This window comes from Rhizobium atlanticum (assembly GCF_030182485.1).
Classification (GTDB): domain Bacteria; phylum Pseudomonadota; class Alphaproteobacteria; order Rhizobiales; family Rhizobiaceae; genus Rhizobium.
Window position 1 is genome coordinate 44,026 of the sequence record NZ_JAQJCJ010000021.1, and the last position, 19,231, is coordinate 63,256.

At 61.2% G+C, this 19,231-nt stretch carries 17 protein-coding genes; 6 read left to right on the forward strand and 11 right to left on the reverse strand.

Annotated features, from left to right (window positions below):
* Positions 1-325: 325 nt before the first annotated feature.
* Positions 326-1,318, reverse strand: a complete 993-nt coding sequence (gene iolG, locus PH551_RS26205; RefSeq protein WP_285195617.1) for an inositol 2-dehydrogenase — start codon at positions 1,316-1,318, stop codon at positions 326-328.
* Positions 1,319-1,474: 156 nt separating this feature from the next.
* Between iolG and PH551_RS26210 the strand changes: the two genes are divergently transcribed.
* Positions 1,475-1,759 carry a hypothetical protein gene (locus PH551_RS26210; protein WP_097597064.1) on the forward strand — a complete coding sequence of 95 codons (285 nt, stop codon included), beginning with the start codon at positions 1,475-1,477 and terminating at the stop codon, positions 1,757-1,759.
* 182 nt (positions 1,760-1,941) lie between these two features.
* Here PH551_RS26210 and PH551_RS26215 read toward each other — a convergent pair whose 3' ends face one another.
* The 6 genes from PH551_RS26215 to PH551_RS26240 all read right to left on the reverse strand — a co-directional run bounded on the left by PH551_RS26215 (position 1,942) and on the right by PH551_RS26240 (position 10,543).
* Positions 1,942-2,793, reverse strand: coding sequence for a Hint domain-containing protein (locus PH551_RS26215; RefSeq protein ID WP_285195618.1), 852 nt, complete (start codon positions 2,791-2,793; stop codon positions 1,942-1,944).
* Positions 2,794-3,337: 544 nt separating this feature from the next.
* On the reverse strand, positions 3,338-4,564 hold the full coding sequence (locus PH551_RS26220; RefSeq protein ID WP_285195619.1) for an HlyD family secretion protein: 1,227 nt from the start codon (positions 4,562-4,564) through the stop codon (positions 3,338-3,340).
* Between the two features lie 2 nt (positions 4,565-4,566).
* Complete coding sequence (locus PH551_RS26225; RefSeq protein ID WP_285195620.1) at positions 4,567-5,040, reverse strand: hypothetical protein; 474 nt, start codon at positions 5,038-5,040, stop codon at positions 4,567-4,569.
* A gap of 65 nt (positions 5,041-5,105) precedes the next feature.
* On the reverse strand, positions 5,106-7,256 hold the full coding sequence (locus tag PH551_RS26230) for a mechanosensitive ion channel family protein (RefSeq protein WP_285195621.1): 2,151 nt from the start codon (positions 7,254-7,256) through the stop codon (positions 5,106-5,108).
* A gap of 35 nt (positions 7,257-7,291) precedes the next feature.
* Positions 7,292-8,503 carry an alpha/beta hydrolase gene (locus PH551_RS26235; RefSeq protein WP_483315446.1) on the reverse strand — a complete coding sequence of 404 codons (1,212 nt, stop codon included), beginning with the start codon at positions 8,501-8,503 and terminating at the stop codon, positions 7,292-7,294.
* A 243-nt stretch (positions 8,504-8,746) separates the two neighbouring features.
* A complete protein-coding gene (locus PH551_RS26240; RefSeq protein ID WP_285195622.1) occupies positions 8,747-10,543 on the reverse strand; it encodes a hypothetical protein in 1,797 nt (598 codons plus the stop codon).
* 260 nt (positions 10,544-10,803) lie between these two features.
* On the opposite strand from PH551_RS26240, the gene PH551_RS26245 reads away from it, so the two are divergent.
* Both PH551_RS26245 and PH551_RS26250 read left to right on the forward strand, forming a co-directional pair.
* Positions 10,804-11,268, forward strand: a complete 465-nt coding sequence (locus PH551_RS26245; RefSeq protein WP_285195623.1) for a hypothetical protein — start codon at positions 10,804-10,806, stop codon at positions 11,266-11,268.
* Between the two features lie 35 nt (positions 11,269-11,303).
* Positions 11,304-11,831 carry a CYTH domain-containing protein gene (locus PH551_RS26250; RefSeq protein ID WP_285195624.1) on the forward strand — a complete coding sequence of 176 codons (528 nt, stop codon included), beginning with the start codon at positions 11,304-11,306 and terminating at the stop codon, positions 11,829-11,831.
* On the opposite strand, the gene PH551_RS26255 is transcribed toward PH551_RS26250, so the two are convergent.
* From PH551_RS26255 to PH551_RS26265, 3 genes are read right to left on the reverse strand one after another with little or no spacing between them, the layout of a single operon-like run.
* Positions 11,794-12,732, reverse strand: coding sequence for a DUF2950 family protein (locus PH551_RS26255; RefSeq protein ID WP_285195625.1), 939 nt, complete (start codon positions 12,730-12,732; stop codon positions 11,794-11,796). The two genes, PH551_RS26250 and PH551_RS26255, sit on opposite strands and share 38 nt — an antisense overlap.
* A gap of 28 nt (positions 12,733-12,760) precedes the next feature.
* Positions 12,761-14,200 carry a DUF3300 domain-containing protein gene (locus PH551_RS26260; protein ID WP_483315445.1) on the reverse strand — a complete coding sequence of 480 codons (1,440 nt, stop codon included), beginning with the start codon at positions 14,198-14,200 and terminating at the stop codon, positions 12,761-12,763.
* A 39-nt stretch (positions 14,201-14,239) separates the two neighbouring features.
* Entirely contained in the window at positions 14,240-14,554 is a 315-nt protein-coding gene (locus PH551_RS26265; protein ID WP_285195626.1) for a hypothetical protein, read from the reverse strand.
* A gap of 565 nt (positions 14,555-15,119) precedes the next feature.
* Here PH551_RS26265 and PH551_RS26270 point away from each other — a divergent pair.
* Genes PH551_RS26270 through PH551_RS26280 form a run of 3 tightly spaced genes read left to right on the forward strand, consistent with a single transcriptional unit; the run spans position 15,120 to position 18,882 of the window.
* Positions 15,120-16,841, forward strand: a complete 1,722-nt coding sequence (locus PH551_RS26270; RefSeq protein WP_285195627.1) for a SulP family inorganic anion transporter — start codon at positions 15,120-15,122, stop codon at positions 16,839-16,841.
* A 17-nt stretch (positions 16,842-16,858) separates the two neighbouring features.
* Positions 16,859-17,701 (forward strand): polyphosphate kinase 2, encoded by an 843-nt coding sequence (gene ppk2, locus PH551_RS26275; RefSeq protein ID WP_285195628.1) that lies wholly within the window; start codon positions 16,859-16,861, stop codon positions 17,699-17,701.
* Positions 17,702-17,739: 38 nt separating this feature from the next.
* Positions 17,740-18,882, forward strand: coding sequence for an AI-2E family transporter (locus PH551_RS26280; RefSeq protein WP_285195629.1), 1,143 nt, complete (start codon positions 17,740-17,742; stop codon positions 18,880-18,882).
* Positions 18,883-18,897: 15 nt separating this feature from the next.
* On the opposite strand, the gene PH551_RS26285 is transcribed toward PH551_RS26280, so the two are convergent.
* Positions 18,898-19,134, reverse strand: a complete 237-nt coding sequence (locus PH551_RS26285; RefSeq protein ID WP_097597054.1) for a hypothetical protein — start codon at positions 19,132-19,134, stop codon at positions 18,898-18,900.
* Between the last annotated feature and the right edge of the window lie 97 nt (positions 19,135-19,231).

Sequence of the window (19,231 nt, forward strand, 5' to 3'; positions counted from 1 at the left end):
AGCGGGGAGAAGGTGGCCCGAAGGGTCGGATGAGGGGGCCACACGGCACGCCATTCATCACTCTTCGCTGCGCTCAGCGCACGCGCTCGAACGAAAACCCCTCCCCACAAGGGGGAGGGGCTACTACGTGGCGCCCACCTTGGCAGACCTCCACATTTCTGCGGATGAAACCGTGGAGTGGGAAGCAGCGGGGTGCGGCAAGTTAGCCCCTCCCCCTTGTGGGGAGGGGTTGGGGAGGGGTCTTGATCGCGCTCTGCCATCCAACGCAAAACGGCCGGGCAGAGCCCGGCCATCTCATGCACGACTTCCGGTCGGGAGAGGACCGTTAGCCGATCTTGATCAGCTTGCCTTCCTTGACCGACTGGACCGCGGCGTCGGCGAGCGCCAGTGCTGCCAGGCCATCGGCGCCGGAGGGGGTGATCTTCGCGCCCTTTTCGATCGCGGCGATGAAGGCGGCGATCTCGTTGGCATAGGCTTCGGTGTAGCGGGTCATGAAGAAATCATGCAGCGGCGGGCGGGTGTAGCCGTCGCCGTTCGCCACTTCGATCGAGACCGGGCGCTGGTTTTCGGCTGCCGCCATGCCCTTGGAACCGTGCACTTCGATGCGCTGGTCGTAGCCATAGGTGGCGCGGCGGGAGTTGGAGATGACGGCCTGCTTGCCGGATTTGGTCTGCAGGATCACCGAGACGCTGTCATAATCGCCGGCTTCGCCGATCGCCTTGTCCACAAGCACGGCGGCGGTCGCCAGCACCGAGACCGGCTCTTCGCCGAGCAGGAAGCGGGCCATGTCGAAATCGTGGATCGTCATGTCGCGGAAGATGCCGCCCGAACGCTTGATGTAGTCGACAGGCGGGGCGCCGGGATCGCGCGAGGTGATCGTCACCATCTCGACATCACCGATCTTGCCGTCGTCGATCACCTTGCGCACCGCCATGAAATGCGGGTCGAAGCGGCGGTTGAAGCCGACCATCAGCTTGGCGCCGGTTTCTTCCACCACCTTGATGCAGGCCTTGACGCGGGCGACGTCGAGATCGATCGGCTTTTCGCAGAAGATCGCCTTGCCGGCGCGGGCGAAGCGCTCGATCAGGTCGGCATGGGTGTCCGTCGGCGTGCAGACAACGACGGCGTCGATGTCTTTGGCGGCTTCGATCGCCTCGATGGTGCGGACTTCGCAGCCATAGGCCGAAGCGATGGCTTCCGCCGCCTGCGGAAAGGCGTCGGCGACGGCGACCAGCGTCGCATTGGCATCGCCGCTGACGGCCTTGGCGTGAACCTTGCCGATACGGCCGGCGCCGAGCAGACCAAATCTTACAGTCATTTCAATCTCCCTTGAATTCGGAACAAATAAACCGAATTGCCAAAAATCTGGAATTTTCATTCCATCATCTGCGCGTCTCGTCAAGCCCGCGACTCTTTCACATTTGCAAGATTCAAACTAAAGGACAGTGCGACAAAATGCGACCGCGGGACAGACATGCAGCTTATCGATCCGAACCATCCGGCATACCAGCGCCTCTGGGTGCGTGTCGGCATCGTTGCAGTCTGTTTCGGCTGGGCGGCGATCGAGATCATCGGCGGCGATCCCTTCTGGGCGGTGATTTCCGCTGCAGCCGGCGCCTATGCCTTCTATATGCTGTTCTGGACCTTCAAGCCGCAGCCGCAGTCGGCCGAGCCGGTTGCGCAGCCCGACGCCGGGGGAGAGGACGAGGCCGATGAGACATCAGCCGAAAAGCCTTCGAAAGACGGGCAGGCGGAATAGTAGCGGGCGGCTCGCCGATCAAGAGATCGGCGAGCATCATCGGCTTCGTCGCAGCCGAACAATCGAAGCGCGCCGCGCTCTTTCCGATGCGCGCCGCGCTTGACATCTTTGTTCGATATTATCGCAAAACCGGCGCACGGCTTCGCGTGCAGCGAGCCTGATCTATGCGCATTCCCGTCCCGTCAGAGCGACAATTCCCTGGCCTGCGCGTCGATCTTTTCGCAGGCATCGCCGAATGGATCGCTTATCGGTACCAACGGCGAAACGCCGAGCAGGAGAAGCGCTTTCAAGTGTGACCAGCCACCTCCGAGCAACGGCGCAAAGGGTGTCATCATGCTGCGTTCCCCGCCATAGAGACGCTGGTACTCTGCAAAGTTGCAGAAGTTCTCGTGATTGCTGTTCTTCAGATGGAAGGACTCGGCCGCAGCACCTTCGGCTAGGATAACCTCGTGCGCATCGAGCATGACGGCATAATAGTCGATCGAAGCGTCGGGCGCGGGAGCGACCGGTGCGATCGTCGTGCCGTTCACGAGCTCCTTCACCTGGATCAGAATGCCGTTCAGGTACAGCCCATGGCCAGGCGACAGGTAGAGATCCGAATGGGGTGTGTGCCCGTCCAGCGCGTGACGGCAAACCCGGATCGGCACCACGTCTTTCTGCCAGCGTGCGCCGCTCTTCTTGAAGCTTTGGCGGCCGACCCACTTGACCGCACGGGTGCTGCCGTCCGGAAGGGCAACGCGATCGCCGATGCTGAGATCCTCTACGGGCTTCTCACCGCAATTGGTGAGGATCGACGTTCCGCGCAGGAAGCAATTTGCGCCGCTGCCGCCATGGCCACCTCTTCCGCCGGAACCTCCGTGTCCACCGGAGCCGCCCCGCCCCCAGCGCCGACCCATCGCTTTGGCCGGAGAGATTGAAATTGCCGTGGCCATGGCCGCCGCGCCGGCGAGACGAGCGCCGGCGGCCGCAACCACTCCTAGAAAATGTCTGCGCGCAGTGTTGCGCGGCTGCTTCGGATCTTCCGTAGACTGCATGTGGGCGATCTCCTGAAAACATTAAACCGCCCGATGCTACAACATGTTGTATCGCATTCAATTTCGCCAGTTAGCGCTGTGCCTTACTGAAAAGGACGTAGGCATGGGTTAGGCGGTCCCGAAATACGCTATGTCAGATACCAAAAAGCGGGAGGTTTATCTGCTACCCCAACGCGAAAGAATCGAACTGAGTACCTTGGTGGGCGGTTGAATCGCTGGAAAACAGCACATATAGCTTGCGCGGACCAAGCCGGATGGCGGCTCCTCCGTGGCGTCGGAGTGTTTACCCGCGCTCGAGATAGCTTCAGCTATGCGGCAGGCGGCGCATCGCCTCGTCGATCAGCAGATTGGCGATCATCATGCGCCTGTTGGCATTGGCGGAAAGGCGCTGCGACACCATCAGGATAGTTGGCCTTGGCAAAGGCGCGCCGATTCGCTGCGAAGCGACCAAGCGCAACCGTCAAATCTCAACCGCCTGCTATCCGCCAAGTCATGTTTCAGAGTCCCGAGCGAGGGCGGGAAACTGGAGAAGCTGGCTACGAACTCAATGTCCGGCGAATACCAGGGTCTGAACCGGCAGCAACATCGCCTGTATACGCAGGATCATCGCATGCACGACACCCACCGTGTCGACGACATGCAGGAACATCCAGCGCGGCGTGCTGATATTGGGATCGGCGAGCGCATCGTGGTTGTTGGTATAGGCATTGGCAATGCAGCTGCTGCCCGGCGGCACATCAGCGAGGCCGCCGTCGAAGAGCGGCTGAAGGAACACCGTCAGAGTGCCGGGTTTTGCCATCTGCTGAACATCGACCAGCTGGTCGGTGGGGCGCAACTGGCCGGCCGCGATCACGTCCTGCACGTCGGTCACGACGAGCGGGATGATGGTGAACGGCTTGCCGACGCAGACAGCCTCCGCGACCATTCCGGGTTTCATCACCTGCGCCTCGATCTGCCCGAAACCGGCGATCAGCGTGCCGCGGCCCGCTTCGCTCGGCACCAGGATGCCGGCAGGACGCAGCATGGTGTTCAGCACATCACCGGGCCGCAATGTGAATTGCTGGACGGTGCCCGAAACCCCCGCCTTGACGATTGTCTTGTCGAGTTCCACCTGCGCCTCGGCTTGGGCGGCCTCCGCGCTCGCCTTCTGCGCCGGCAGGAGAACGCTGAGCTTGGTTTGCAGCGTCTCTTTCTTAGCGAGCGCGGCGCTCAGGGAGCCTTTGCGACCTTCGACCGTATTGGTGAGGCGGACCACCTCGCGGCGGGCAACGGCATCGTTTTTCAGGAGCTGCGTCTTCATCTCCAGCTCGTCCTCGGCCACTCGCAAGGCGCCTTCGGCCTCCTGAATCTGGCCATCCATGCTCGCAAGCTCGGTCTGTGAGACCCTGGCTTCCGCCTCGGTCTCGGCAATCTTCCGGCGGGCGGTCTCAAGGGCCGCCTTCTGCTGTGAATCGTCGAGCCGGAAGAGCGGCGCGCCGGCGGCGACCTTTTGGTTGACGCCGACAAAGACTTCATCGACCCGGCCGGACGCCTCCGGCAGGATCGTCACGGTGCGGAACACCGCCGTGACGGTTTTCGTCGAGGGATGGAAATAGAAGATCATGGTGATCAGCGAGACGGTCAGGATCAGGCAGGCCGAGATTCCCCAGCGCAGTTCGTACCACATGCTGTAAAGGGTGATCTCCTGGCCGATGCGCTTGCCCTGGGCATAGCGCCGGTAGAGATAGTCCGGGAAGATGGTCAGCATTGAGCAAAGCATCAATTCGAGCATGATCATATCCCCTCTTCGTGCAGTGTCTTGGCGGGCGCCCGGACGGGTGCTTCCGCCACTGGTTCCGGCGCAGGCGGGCGGACCGGTTCCGGGTGATCGGCTGCGACCGGCGCCTCGTCCTCGAGTTCGGCCGGATCGCGGCGGGCAAGCCTGGCAAGCGACCGGGCGATCGAATAAAGGGGCGTCGAAAAATCGGGAAACCGGATGAATGCCAAGAGCAGGCCGAGGATCCAGTAGAGATGATTGTGGGTGAAGAGCGAGATCAGCGCCAGAACCGCGACGATCTCCATCTGCACCTTGTTCGTGTGATGGGCGATGCGTTCGGGAACGGCGTGCAGCTGGAAGTACAGGTTGCCGACCACAAGGATCATCACGATCAGAAAAATGATGACGCCGACGAACAAATAGTCGGTCTGGCCCGGCGCGGTGATGAAGCCGGGCACGTGATCGGTGAGAGCGAAGTGATAGTCTTCCATCGAAATCTCCTTTCCTGAACGCCATAGTAGCCAGGCCCGCCAGCCGGCAGGCCAAATCGATCATGTCAGCTGGCGGCAGCCGCCAAGGCCTGTTTCTGCGCAGTCAGTGCCTGCTGGGCAGCCGCGGCCGGGTCAGCAACCTTGTCGCCGGCGACCTGGACAGTCGGCACGGCTATGCGGATGCCATTTTCATTAAAGGCCTGATGGATCATTCGCAGCGCCCGGCGCTTCAGCGTGAACTGCTCTCCGGGAAGCGTCATGACCTTCATGCGCAGCAGCAATCCGGAGTCGCCCAGGCTGTCGATACCCTGCATCTTCAACGGCTCGATCGTAATGGGCTTGAACTCGGGGTCAGCGAAGAGTTCCTGGCCGATCTTCTTGATGATCTTGCGGGCCTTTTCGACATCGGCATCATAGGCCACGGTGATCGTCATCTTCTCGATCACCCAGTCGCGGCTCATGTTCTGGATCGCGCCGAGTTCGCTGAAGGGCACGATGTAGACGGCGCCGCGGTGATGCCTGAGCTTCACCGACCGAAGGCTGAAGGATTCGACGCTTCCCTTGTAGTTGCCGCTCTGAATGTATTCGCCGACGCGGAAGGCGTCGTCGAGCAGATAAAACACGCCGCTGATGATATCCTTGACGACGGTCTGGGCGCCAAAGCCGATCGCAACGCCGACGACGCCGGCGCCGGCGATCAGCGGCCCGATCTCGACGCCGAGCGAAGACAGCGCCATCATCACCGCGATTGCGGCAAACAGGATCATCAGCACGTTGCGCAGGATCGGCAGCAGCGTCCGGATCCGGGCCCGGCGGCGCGCCCCGTCGCTGCCGGCCTCTTGGGGCGTATCGGTCTCGCCAAGCTTGCGGTCGATGACGACACGCACGAGGCTCCAGGCCAGATCAATGACGAGAAGGATGATGCCGGCGCTGAGCATGCCCCTGACGATGCGCAGCATCGGGGTGTCCTGCATCGTCATGCGGGTCAACTCGACATCGAGAGCCCGGGCAAGCAGGAGGATGGCCCCGACGATGACGGCTGCCCGCACACCGCGCTCCACCAGTACGGAGGCAATGCTTGCCTGCTCGGCCTTTTTCTCGCCGACAGGAGAGGACAGAATATTGGCGATGGAGACGCGGGTGAGCGCGAGGACGGCCGGCAAGGCGGCGCATACTGCGACGATCCAGAAGAGCCTCATCGCACTGACCACCCAGAGAGCCCAGAGACCGATGAAATAGGCGGTCCATAGCCAGTTGCGGATCGTCCGGCCGATGCGGGGCGTCCGACTCTCGACCGGCTCGTCCACCGGCCGGCGCCACAGGCTTTCGATTGTGATCGCCAACAGCACGGCACCCAGCGTATAGGCGACGAGGAGGCGTGAGGCGGGGGGAAGGCCGAGCGTTGCAAGCAGCCGCACCGTCACCCAGCCGAAGGCGAACCAGCCGCAGAGATAGGCGAGGCGGCGCGCCCAATGGGCCGCGGCCAAATCGCTGACGGGGACCACGCGAAATCCTGGCTGCGCCGCGGCGGGGGGCGCGAGCCAAGCGCGCAGCAGCGCGGCCGCGAGGCGGAAGGCGACGAAGGCGAAGAGGAAGCCCACGACGACTTCGCGTACGAGCGGCGGCCAGTCGAAGATGAGGAAGAAGCCGATGCTGCCGAGCGCGAAAGCGAGCACATGGCATGCTTCCCAGAGAAGCTTGGCGCCGAGAAGGACAAGCCGCTCCCGCACGGTCGAAAAGGGCGCCTGCTCCATCCAGGCGTGCCAGCCGCCGCTGATCCGCCGGAAAAACCACTGGGCGGCAAAACCTGCTGCCATGAAGGCGATCAAGAGCACCACCGGCCGGGTACCGCCGTTCGCCTGGATATCACGCTCGAGCACGGCCGCAGCCGCCATCATCTGCGATGGAAACGAGGTTGCAGCGTTCATCAGATCGGAAGAATGCCGGCGGAATCGGGTGGCGAATTCGGCGAAAGAGGGATCGGTAGGCTTTGCCCCGTCTGGTTCGGCAGCCGCTTTTGCCGCCGCCTGCTGCTTCAGCCAGTCCTGCACCGCCGGATCGGTGGACAAGGCTATGAACTGCTCGATCCTTTCGGCCGGCACTCCGGCCGGCGGCGTCTGCGACATCACGGGCATGGCCGTCAGTGCGGCGGCGAGGAAGGCCATCACCGCCAGGAGCAGCGTGCGAAGACCATTCCTTGATGATACTATCGGCATGATCCCTCCCAATCCCGCGTATCGAATACGGCGCCCTATGGCCGGCATTCCGTCCTGAACGCATTGCCACATGCCGGTTTCGACTTGCCGCCGGGCCCGGCAACCGCGCTGACATCGGCGGCATAGGCGTCGCGTGTGTCCTGATCGACGACGGCGGCAGGCGCCGCCAGTACCAGGCCCGCAGCATTGCCCGCGGCGGCCGCCGTTTCAGTCGTCGCCGCAAGAATTCTCTCGCCGAGGCCGACGCGGCCGTCGGTCAGCGTCTGTCCTTCCGAAATCCGGGCGCCGATCAGCTGGACGATCGCGGGCGAGGCTGCGAATTTGGCGTGGTTGAGCCGGTCGTTGGTCTTCACCTTCGTCAGGTCGATGACATTGATGTCGTATTCCTCGAGCTCCTGCTTGTAAGGCGCCTGTTCCGGATCGATTGAGCCGAGACGGGCGACATCGCCCCAGACCCTTCGGGAGACGGCGAGCGCCTTATCGTCACGCGATACGAAGAGGGTGAATTGGGGGTGCTGCTTTCCCATGTCGGCGATCTGCTGGCGGAACACGTCGACATCGACGTCGGGAGCCGCGAGCATGACATTCTTGAATTTCGCTGGCAGGCGGCCATTGCGGATCGCCATCTGCCGCAGGCCTTCCATGGCAAGCCAATTGCCCATCGAATGGGCAAGGATCGAGACCTCCTTGATCTCCGGATCATGGTAGAGATACTGAAACAGCTTCTCCAGCGCATTGCGGGTGTAATTGGTACTCTCCCGATCATAACCATAGGCGAGCAGCCGCCCGCGCGAGGGCCATGTCACCAGCACCGGCGCACTGTGCACGCCGGAATCATGAACGATCTGGGCAAAACGGTAGACGGAGTCCTCGAAGCGGGTGTTGTAGCCGTGGATGAAGACGAAAACGCTCCTGTCGGGGCTTTTACGCACGCTGGCGCTGAGCCAGGCCTTTGCGGCGTCGACATCCAACTCCGTTGCCTTGAGCGTCGCAAAATCGGTCTTGGGGTTGGACGGCAACTTCTTCGGCCAGGCGACTTCGCCGGCTTTGCGGCCAGGCGGAATCGATACGGTGATATCGGCAAAGGTGGGCTGGCGGGCGCGCTCGCCGCTGAACATCTCTCCGGGAACAGGCGAGCGGCTGCGCGTCGTGGCGACCAGCATGTCAACGCGATCGGCGCGAGGAGCAGTCTCCGCGACCGGGGTCAGCACGCCTTTCGGATGCCCGCCGCAGCCTGACAGGCACATCATCGCAACGCAGATCAGAAGCCGTCGCAGCGTCTGCCGAAAAGCGGCCTGACTGCCGCGCATGTTGCTTATGTTCACACTGCTCCCCACCCTGACGCATGCTGCCGGGGGCTGACCCGGTCCTGCATGGAAGAGATTGGGCCAAAGACGAAGCCGCAGGCATGTATGATCCTGTATGTTACAGGTAACAGCACCCTGCGCTTCGTTTGGCCGATGGCGAGGACAGCCGGTCGCACACCGTCGTCAATTCGCCGGCCGGTCGTTTGGAACGGGCAGGCCGGCAGCCTCCAATCCGGCAAAAAAACGTTCCTGGTCCTCGATCCTTGCCAGCCGCCGGACGACCTCACGCCGGACATTAAGGATCAAGGCGGGCGAGCGGGCCTCGATCCAGTCGATTTGCTCCTTTGCCTCCGCCGATTTTCCGAGGGTGCCGAGGATCGAAAGCAGGACGAGGCGATGCATCGGATTGTAGTTGAGGTCCGACATGCGGGACCATAATTCGGCAGCCTGGGTATCGCCCCGCATGAAGGCACAAAGCGCCATCCCAACTTCATAATATCCCTGCGGTCCCGCATTCTTGCTGACCGCCTGCGAAATCAGCTCGCAGCCCCTTTCCCAATTCCCCGACATTGCCAGGCGCAGGCCGTATTCGCCGGCAACTTCCGTGTCGTTCGAATTGCTGGCGTAGGCCGCTTCACCGGCGCGGAGGGCCTCGGTCGGGTCATTGCCGAAAAAATTGGCAAGCATCAACGCCTGCAGAGCTCGGGCATTCTTCGGATCGAGCCGCACGGCTCGTTCGGCTAGCTCCTTGGCAGTTGCCAGCGTCACAGCGGTCGGTTTCGTGTCCAGCTGATATGGAAAGCGGAATTCGTCGAGATAGGTGAGCGAAAGAAAAGCCGCGATATTGGAATCATCGGGCATCTTTTCGGCAGCATGCTTCAGGCAGGATTTTGCCGTTTCCTGCGCCTGCGGGGTCATTTCGCTCCGGTAGCTGTAGTAGGACAGGATGCAGGAAAACGCGTCTGTGTTTCCTGCGATTCTGGCGGTGTCCGCCTGAAATATCACGCCGAACGGGCGCGCAACCGCCGTCGCAATGTCCTCGGCAAGACTTGCCTGCGTTTGCAGGAGACCCTGGACTTTCATGTCGGCGTCGTAATTATTGGCCCAGATGACGGTCCCATCGGCTCGCCGCACAAGCCGGGCCGTCGAGCGCAGCGTTTCGCCTTCCAGCCTGATACTGCCCTGCAAGGCATAGATCGGTTGCGATGACAACTGACCATCGCGATTGCGCGGCAGAACGGCGGCGACGACGATATCGTTGAAGGGAACCAGTTTTTCGATGATGTCGTCGGTGATGCCCTGGGAGATGTCGGATGCTACCCCGCTGCCGGAGGCGCTTTCGAAGCGCTCGACGACGATGATTGGGCGGCCGACAGCTCCGGACGGCATCTCTTTCCCGGTATCGAACAGCCTCACATGCTGAAGCGCCGCGGCAGCGGCGGCAAACACGACCACCGCGCCTGCGGCGAGCCAATATCGGGGCCATGACACACGCCGGTCCGCCTTGTCCCGGCGGCGCCCATCCGCTGCCGGAGGGACCTGCTGCGCATAGTCTGGGGAGGGCCGCAGCTCAGCGGACTGTCCCGTTTGCGGCCTTTCTGCAGGCTCGGCTCCTCGCCTTACCTCGAAGATGGGCGCATAGCCGCCTCTGGGAATTGTGATAATAACCCGGTCGCTGGCTCCGGCGGTCAGGTAATAATGTTCCAGTTCCCTGCGCAGTCGTCCTGCTTCGATACGGACACACGGATCCTGCTGAGCATCGAAACTTGCATCTCGGCCGAAAACGGTCTGTGCGATGGTAAATGCCTTCAGGTAGTCGCGATGGCCGGCAAGCGTCTCGGTCACCACGAATTCAAGGAATCTTCCTGCCCGCTCCGGAAGACGAAACTCCGGACTGGACAGAATACGCTCAAGTTGCTGCTGCACCTCTTCGGGTGAAGAAATGTCGCTGCCTGCCCTGTCAGCGCCTGCATTTTGCATCGGCTCCCCCAAGACTCCGATTGCGAACAACCTGCAGTATTAGTCATCGACGATAGACCCGAGTCGGCATAACGGCAACACGATTTGAAAGAATGCGCTAATTAAGGATCATCTTATTCGCTGGTCGCCAATAGCCAATGCAGGCCAGTATAATCCGGATCGGCGTAGGATACCGTATCCTACCGGGGCGGACATGTATTTTACTGCCTTCGTCACTCCGTGCGCTCTATCATCGCCTAAACATTCTGGAGGAGGCGGCGATGACATCACCTGAAACGTCCACATCATCCATGACGAGCGCCGAGGAGTTGCGCAAACGCGCTTTGGAACTCCAGCTTCTGGAAATGGAGCGCAGCGAAAAGATCAAGGCGCGTGAAGCGAAGAAGCATGCTGATTTCGTGGAGGATTTCTTCCGCAAGCAGATCGGAGAAGCGGAACGCGCCGTCATCAAACGGCTAGTGATGAAAGCGGCCGCGGATGGCAAATACGAGGCGCTGATCTACAGCTTTCCATCGACCTTCTGCACCGATAGCGGCCGGGCCATCAACAATAACCTTCCTGGGTGGCAGAAGACGCTACAGGGAAAGGCGAAGGAGCTGCATGCGCTGTTCGAGGAGGTCGCCAAGCCGCAAGGCTACGGGCTCAAGGCGATGATCATCAATTTCCCCGACGGCATGCCGGGAGATGTCGGCTTCTTCCTCACCTGGGAACCCCCCGTCGAGTAACGGCAAAGAGCAGGCATGAGCAAGGAAATATCCTATTGAAAGCGATAGAGATCGAGCGAAAGTTCCTGGTCCGGGACGACAGTTGGCGCGCTTGCGCCGGCGAGCCGCACGTTCTGCAGCAGGCCTATCTCTGCCTCGATCAGAACTGCATACGCGTCCGCCTGATCGACGGGCATTCCGCGCGACTGACAATCAAATTTCGCTCGCCAGGCCTCGCTCGCGAGGAATTTGAGTATGACATTCCGGTCGAGGAGGCACGCGACCTCCTGCTCCATGCAGGTCATGTCCTTGAAAAGACGCGATACCGAGTCCTGCATGACGGCCGGAGTTGGGAGGTGGACGTATTCGCCGGCGCTTACCAGGGATTAACGCTCGCCGATATCGAAATGGCGAGCGAGGATGACCGGTTCAACCTGCCGCAATGGCTGGGGCGCGAGGTCACGGGCGAGAAGCGATACTCAAACCGCGCCATGGCAGCTGCTCCCCGCACTCAGCTGGCGGCGCAGGGCACTGCTGGCTGGCCTCTCAATCCTTTACCACAGTCCAGTTTGCGTCCGGATTGAAATCCTTGATCGCCGCGGCACGCTCTTCCGTTGTCGGACCCAGATCGCGCTGGTAGATGACGCTCATCCCGTTCACCATGAACGTCTGCACGCCGGTGACCCTATATTTGACCGGCCAGGCGATCAGTGCAAAGCCGCCGGTCATATAGCCGTTGATGATATAACTTTGCTTGCCGCCAAGCACGTTGTCTCCCTGGGAAGTCAGGATCCGGTAGCGATATCCGTAATAGCCCTCGCCGCGTTTGGCGGCTCCGAAAGCGGCCGTTTCGACCAGCCCGCTTGCCGGGCTTTCCTCGGGGTAGACGCTGGGATCCCAGTAAAGGCCATCAAGCTTGCCGGGGCTGCTGATCAATTTCTTTGCGAACTCAAAGATGCCGTCGCCGTCGCGGTCTTCGGATGCGAACTGGTACTGGGCCGCTACATATTCATGCATGGTGTCGATGGTGGCGAGTTCGTTCTCGCCGATGCGGCGATTGATGATTTCTTCAAGGCCACGCTGAGTGTCGAAGAACCATTTGCCATCCTTGTCTTCGGTCAGCGGAAACGGCAGCGGCCAAAGCCGATCGCCGATCGCCGCGACTTTTAGATTGCCGAAATCCTTCAGAACCACCTGGCGCTCCGCGCCCTCCCTGATCAATCCGTACGCGATCATCGCCTCGTTGCTGGAGCGTAGCTTGTCGGCCTTGAGGCCGAGCAGGGCGGCAAGATCGTCAATGTTGTTGGAAGCCAGCACCGACTTCAGTTTGTCGATCGCAAGCTGCGCACTGTCGAACTTGGGCGAGGACGTCGCCGCCTTGTAGGCGGAGAGATCCGCCTGCGCCAGTGAGAGCGTCGGCGTTGCCGAAAAAGTGCAGAGCGCTGCTGCGAACATGAGCGAAATTACAGTCGATTGGCGTCTCATGATGTCACTCCCTGAGCTGAAACAGGTGTTACCGCCGTCCACCGCCGCCACGGCCACCGCCGCCACGACCACCGCCACCGCCACCGCGGCCACCGCCGCCGCCTGGCGGGCGGCGATACTGAGGTGGACGGGCCGAAGGACGCTGGCCCATGCTCTGCGAGCCGCGGTGTGAGGAGACGGCCTCCCGGCGACCCGACTGCGGGTTGCCGAGAGCGCTTGGCTGGCGTCCGCGATTGTCTGGTCTCGCAGCCATTTGCGGCTTGTTGGCTTTCTTGACGGATTTCTGGGCCGGTTTGGCGGGGCGATTGGCGGCCTTCTGAGGACGGGCCTCAGGCCTCGACGCTCCCTGCCGATCGCTTGCCGCCGGTCGATTGGCGGCGGGCTTGGCCTTCAAACCTTGCGCCGTGTTTCTGCGGATGTCTTCAGCGCGTGCGGCGTTACCGCGATTGCCGGGCCTCTGGCTTGCCTGGATATCGTTGGCCCTGTTGCGCAGCTGGTTGCGATTGTCGCTCTGGAGACTGGATTTTATCGACGACCGGTCCAGCTTCGCGAACTGGTCCTTGCCTATGCTCAGTTTGCTGCGATCGACATTGCTCCAGTCGACGTCGTTAAACTTGAGCTTTCCATTGAAATTGCGATCGTTCAGGCAATTGTTGCAGTCGATGTCGATATCGCCGTCCCAGCGGCCGCCCCAGACGCCCCAGTCGTCCCAGTTGACGATAGCTGCCCAGGTCAAACCCGTGACGGCAGCGGCAAAAAAACCCGCCCCCGGGTAATAATAGCTGTCGTAATAATCCGGATAGTAGGAGATCGGCTCCGAGGCATAACCCGGTTCGTAGAGCATTTCCGGTGGATATTGCGGGATATAGATCTTCTCGGGATCGGTCGGCCGGATGATGATATTCTCGTTCTCGGTAACGACGGTCACCTTGTCATCCGTCTTGATGATGTTCTTTTCCACCGCTTCGTCGCGAAGCTGCTGGATGGCAATCAGAACATCCTTTTGCTGATTGGTGAGCGCATCCGCCAGCGATTGCGTCCAGTCGAGGTCCTCGCTCATCATCTTGACGATGTCGGGATAGTTGAGCAGCGAAATGACGCTGCCGTCCCAATCGCTCTTCGGCTTGAGATCGGAATTCTTCTTTTTTGCCTCCAGGAAACGCTGTGCCTCGATGATCTGCAGCGGAAAGAGCGAGGCAGCCGAAATTGCTGCGACCAACTCGTCCGGATAAAGGGCAATGCGCGCCACGAGCACTTCCAGTTCATCGTCCGACAGAAGCGCCGCAGCGGGCTGTTCGGCAGCAGTCTGGGCCGGCGATGCCGCTGGTGCAGCCGCCTGGGCGCGCGCGGGCAAGGCCGGCTGCAACGCGATGATCGCGACAGCCGACAATCCAGCAATGACTTGGCCAGCGAGGAGCTGGCCAAGTGGGAACCGGCCCCCAAACACTTTGCGGGAAATGGCTTTCATCGCATCGACCTCCCTTGGATCAAACAATGACGCATGCCTTTATGAAGACTTCGGCCTGATGAGAGGCGGTCGCCCCAGCACGACGACTTTCGATTGGGCGATTGCCTCCCCCATCTCTTTCAGCAGAGCCTCTAGCAGGCTCGCATATTCCTGCCGCCGCGCCTCTCGAACCGCCTCCGGCAGACCTTCGAGATGCGCCAGAGCCTGGGCGGCGGCCGCGAGATCCTCACACATGCTGTGAAAGGACTCGTTGACGTAGAAAAGCCGCTGTACCAGCCGCGTCTGGTTGGGAAAATAAGTCTCGGCCGTCTCAAGGGCGGATAGATATGTCGAACCTTTATCTCCCGACGCCATCTCCACCCCCGCCGCCGACTGCGCTCAGCAAATGTTAAGACTATACAACAGCCGCACCCGCGGCTGACGTAAAATACGCGATCCTCTACGGTAGCCGGCTGTTGAGTCACCGGGGGAATTCGAGGCAATGGCCGAATGGCAGGAATCTAGACGATCGCGTCGCGCCGCTTCTCAGGCGCTGACGATCACCGCAAGGGCCTGGCGGCTAGCGATCCGATAGAGATTACACGATGCTACGAGCCTCCACGCCGAAACGGGCCTAATATCGACCGTTGATAGAGATAAGGTGAGGCCAGACCGGTCGGAAGGAGCGGCCGTGTTTCGACTATCTTGCCTTGAGCCTCCCTGTTTTCGTCGTCACCATCCTTGTCTGAGACGTGATGGCGATCGGCGTTCAGATCTGATTGCTAACGTATCAAACCACCCTCATCAGCACGCCGCGAACGCTGCCAAACGGGCGGTCTCAACTCGCGGTCTTGCGATTTGGCTATCGTAGTTGACGCCACCGTGCGGCCAAGCGGCGCGACGATCGGGAAGAACAACGGTAAGAGCATAGGAGCCAGCGGTGATAGGTAGCATTCCGATGTTGCGGGGCCTGAGCGGTTTCAGCTGGGATTGGCTTCGCAGCGATATCCCGGCCGGGCTGTCGGTCGCTGCGGTCGGCCTGCCAAGCGCCATCGCCTACCCGGCGATCGCCGGCCTTCCGCCGGAGACTGGCATCTATGCCAGCATTCTTGCGCCGATCGCCTACGCGATTTTCGGTCCGTCGCGGCTGCTGATCGTCGGGCCCGACGCGGCGACGATGACGGTGCTTGCCGCTGCCATGGGCGCCATCATCGCGGCCTTGCCTGCCGGTACCGCTGTCGATCGGGTCGCGATCGCTTCGGCGCTTGCCATCGGTGTCGGCCTCTTCTGCATCGCTGCGAAACTATTGAAGCTCGGCGTTCTCGCGAGCTTCCTGTCCCGGCCCATTCTGGTCGGGTTTTTCGCCGGGGTGTCGCTTTCGATCCTGGTCGGACAGATCGGCCGCTTCACCGGAGTGAAGATCGAATCCGACGGGCTGATCGCGCCGCTCGTCGAAATGCTCGCCAAGAGCGGCCTGATCCATTGGCCTTCGCTCATCCTCGGCCTTGCGATGTTTGCGCTGCTATGGATCGTCCGGGCGCTGCACTTGAAGGTTCCCGGCCCGGTTCTCGTCGTAGTGGTGTCTGTCGTTCTGTCGGCGATCTTCGATTTCCGCGGGCAGGGCATCGCCGTGGTCGGCGACTTGCCAAGCGGCCTGCCGGCCCTCTCCCTGCCCGCGTTTCATCAGATGCCTCTCGACAAGATCGTGCTCGGTTCAGCCGCGATTTTTCTCGTCAGCTTCGGTGCGGGCATAGTGGCGGCGCGCAGCTTCGGCTCGCGCACCGGCGAGGAAGTCGATGCAAACCAGGAACTGATCGGCCTTGGCGCGGCCAATATCGCACCTGGTCTTTTCGGTTCATTTCCGATCAGCGTGTCGGATTCCCGCACAGCCATAAACCTGTCGACGGGAGGTGTCTCTCAACTTGCAGGTCTGGTCTCTGCCGCGACGCTGGTTGCGGCGCTGGTCTTCCTGAATGATGCGCTGCGCATTCTCCCGATCCCGGCGCTGGCGGCCATCCTTGCAACGGCGGCGATCAGCCTCATCGATGTCGATGAACTCAGGAAGATCTGGCGCATCAGCCGCATCGAATTCATCTTCGCGCTGATCGCGATGTGGGGCGCGATCAGCTTCGGCGTCCTCAATGGGGTGATTGTCGCTATCGCGGCGACCTTCGCCTATCTCCTGCGTCAGACGATGTTTCCGCGTGACGACCTTCTTGGCCGCATCGAAGGGCGCCACGGTTTCTTCGATCTGCAGCGCTTTCCGGAAGCCCGTCCCATCCAAGGCGCGGCCATCTTTGCGGTCCAGGGCAGCATCCTGTTCTACAACGCCGATTATGTGCGCTTGCGCATGATTTCGGTGATCAAGGCGCTTCCCCCCGAGACCCGATGCCTGGTCCTCGATGCAAGCGCCATCACATATATCGACAGCACCGGGGCGACCGCACTCGAGGCCGTGGCCGAAATGCTTGCCAAGCGCAACATCCTCTTCGCGATTGCCGATCTTAGCGATGAAAGCCGCGCCATTCTCGGCCGTGCCGGGGTCATCAAGGCGATCGGCGCCGACAATCTTTTCAACGGTAGGGAAGAAGCCTTGCGGGCGCTGATCGGCGATATCGACCAGACCGACCGCACCGTTTCGGCCGGCAACGCATCCCAGTGACAGAAGGAGGGAGAGCCATGGACGAGAATTATGAGCCGAGACAGGCCGAAGTGGAGCCAACCCGCAACGGCAAGGATAAAAAGAAAAAGAAATCTTGGGATTATGAGAAGGAGATCAACCGGCTGCAGGTGGAACTGGCGCATCTTCAGGCCTGGGTGAAAAAGTCGGGCGCAAGGATCGTCATCATCTTCGAGGGGCGGGACGCCGCCGGCAAGGGCGGCATGATCAAGCGGATAACGGAGAGGGTCAGTCCTCGGGTTTTCCGCGTCGTGGCGCTGCCCGCGCCCACCGACCGCGAGAAGTCGCAGATCTACATGCAGCGTTATATCGCTCATCTGCCGGCGGCCGGTGAAATCGTGATATTCGATCGCAGCTGGTATAACCGGGCCGGCGTCGACCGTGTCATGGGCTTCACCAGCGAGAAGAAGGCGCAGCGCTTTCTCGAGCTTGCCCCTCGCTTCGAAGCGGCGATCGTCGAGAGCGGCGTCATTCTGCTCAAATATTTCCTGACGGTCAGCGAGGAGGAACAGGAGCGCCGCTTCAGGCGCCGGATCGACGATCCCCTGCGGCAATGGAAGCTCAGCCCGATGGATGTCGAATCCTACCAGCGCTGGTGGGATTATACGCGCGCCTATGACGATATGCTGCGGATGACCGACTCCAAACACGCTCCGTGGTGGATCGTGCCTTCCGACGACAAGAAGCGCGCCCGGATCAACTGCATCTCGCACATCCTGCAGTCCATTCCTTATGAACGGCTGAAGTTCGACGAGCCCGACCTGGGCAAACGGCAAAAACGGCCGGCCGATTTCACTGAGGATCGCAGCGTCCGCCATGTCGTGCCTGACATGACATCGTAGGGCATGACGGTCCGGCCTGTAACCCGACGGATGCGACGATGGAGCAGACAGCCGATACGACAACGCAAGGGACCGGCGCAGGTCAGATTTCGATAGAGGCGAGAGTAAGCGATCTCGTCCGTCTGGGCATTATCTGCCTTTTCGCTTATTGGACGATGACGCTGATTGCTCCTTTCGCGCTTATTCTCATCTGGGCCGCCATCCTCGCCGTCGCTCTCTTTCCGATGTTTGCGACGCTCTCGCGACTGATCGGAAACCGGCCGGTGATCGCCGCCATCGTCATCGTCGCCGGTTGCCTCGTCCTGATCATCGCGCCGCTCGCCCTTGTCGCGGTCAATTTCACCGACACCGCAGAGGCGTTGATCGGCAAGTTACGAACGGGAGAATTTACCCTGCCGGCAGCGCCTGACGCCATCAGGGATTGGCCGGTTGTCGGTGAGCGGCTCCATGACATTTGGAACCGCCTTGCCGGCGATCTGGCTTCGACGATCATCAAGTTTCAGGCGCCCATCCGAGAGGTCATGGGCGCAGTGGTCACAAAGCTTGCCTCGATCGGCGGCGGTGTATTGAGTTTCGTCGTCTCTATAATGCTCTCCGGCCTGTTCCTCACCCAGTCAACGCGCCTGGCGGCAGCGATACAGATTCTGGCAAGCCGGGTCGCGGGCGACAAGGGCGTTGGTTTCGCCCGGCTGTCGGGAACCACGGTCCGGAATGTCTCACGCGGTGTCATCGGCGTGGCTTTCCTGCAGACCCTGCTTTGCGGATTGTGTTTTGCCATCTTCGACGTTCCAGCGCGTGGAGCGCTCACCTTCGTCGTCTTCATCCTGTGCGTCATGCAACTCGGGCCAGCGCTGGTGCTCCTTCCCCTCGTCATCTGGGCGTGGTTCTCCTGGCCATTCGCCAGCGCCTTTGCCTTTACCTGCCTTGCCGTGCCGATCTCGATCGTCGACAACATCCTGAAACCCATCCTGATGGCGAGAGGCCTCTCGACTCCCATGCCCGTCATCCTGATCGGCGTGATCGGCGGCACTCTGTCCCACGGGCTGCTGGGGCTTTTTCTGGGGCCGGTAGTGCTCAGCGTCTTCTACGAGCTGCTGAGAGCCTGGGCCTGGCCTGCGGCAATGACGGAAGGATCAGAACATGATCGCGCGCCGGCCCTTGAGGTCGAGCGCGCCGGATAGTCTTCTTCGGCGTGTCTACCTGTTGGTACAGTAGACCACGACCTCCTGCTCTATGTCGCGACAGAGCTCCTCATATTCCGCAACGAGCCTGTCTTCTCTCGGGCTCTGGGTCCGGAACCGATCCAGCGCATCGACTGCAAGATCGTAGGCCTCGAACAGTTCTCCGAGGGTCTCGTTGGTTATGTCCGCCAGCAGATGGCGGATATCCGGAAGCCGCAACATCAGTTTTCTGCGGCCGCGTTCTTGGCTCATGAACTAGCTCCGCACTGGTACCGCGTCCTGCAATTGATACGAAGTCAGAAAGGTGCCGGATTGTTCCCGTGGTAACATTAACTGTATCAGAAAGACA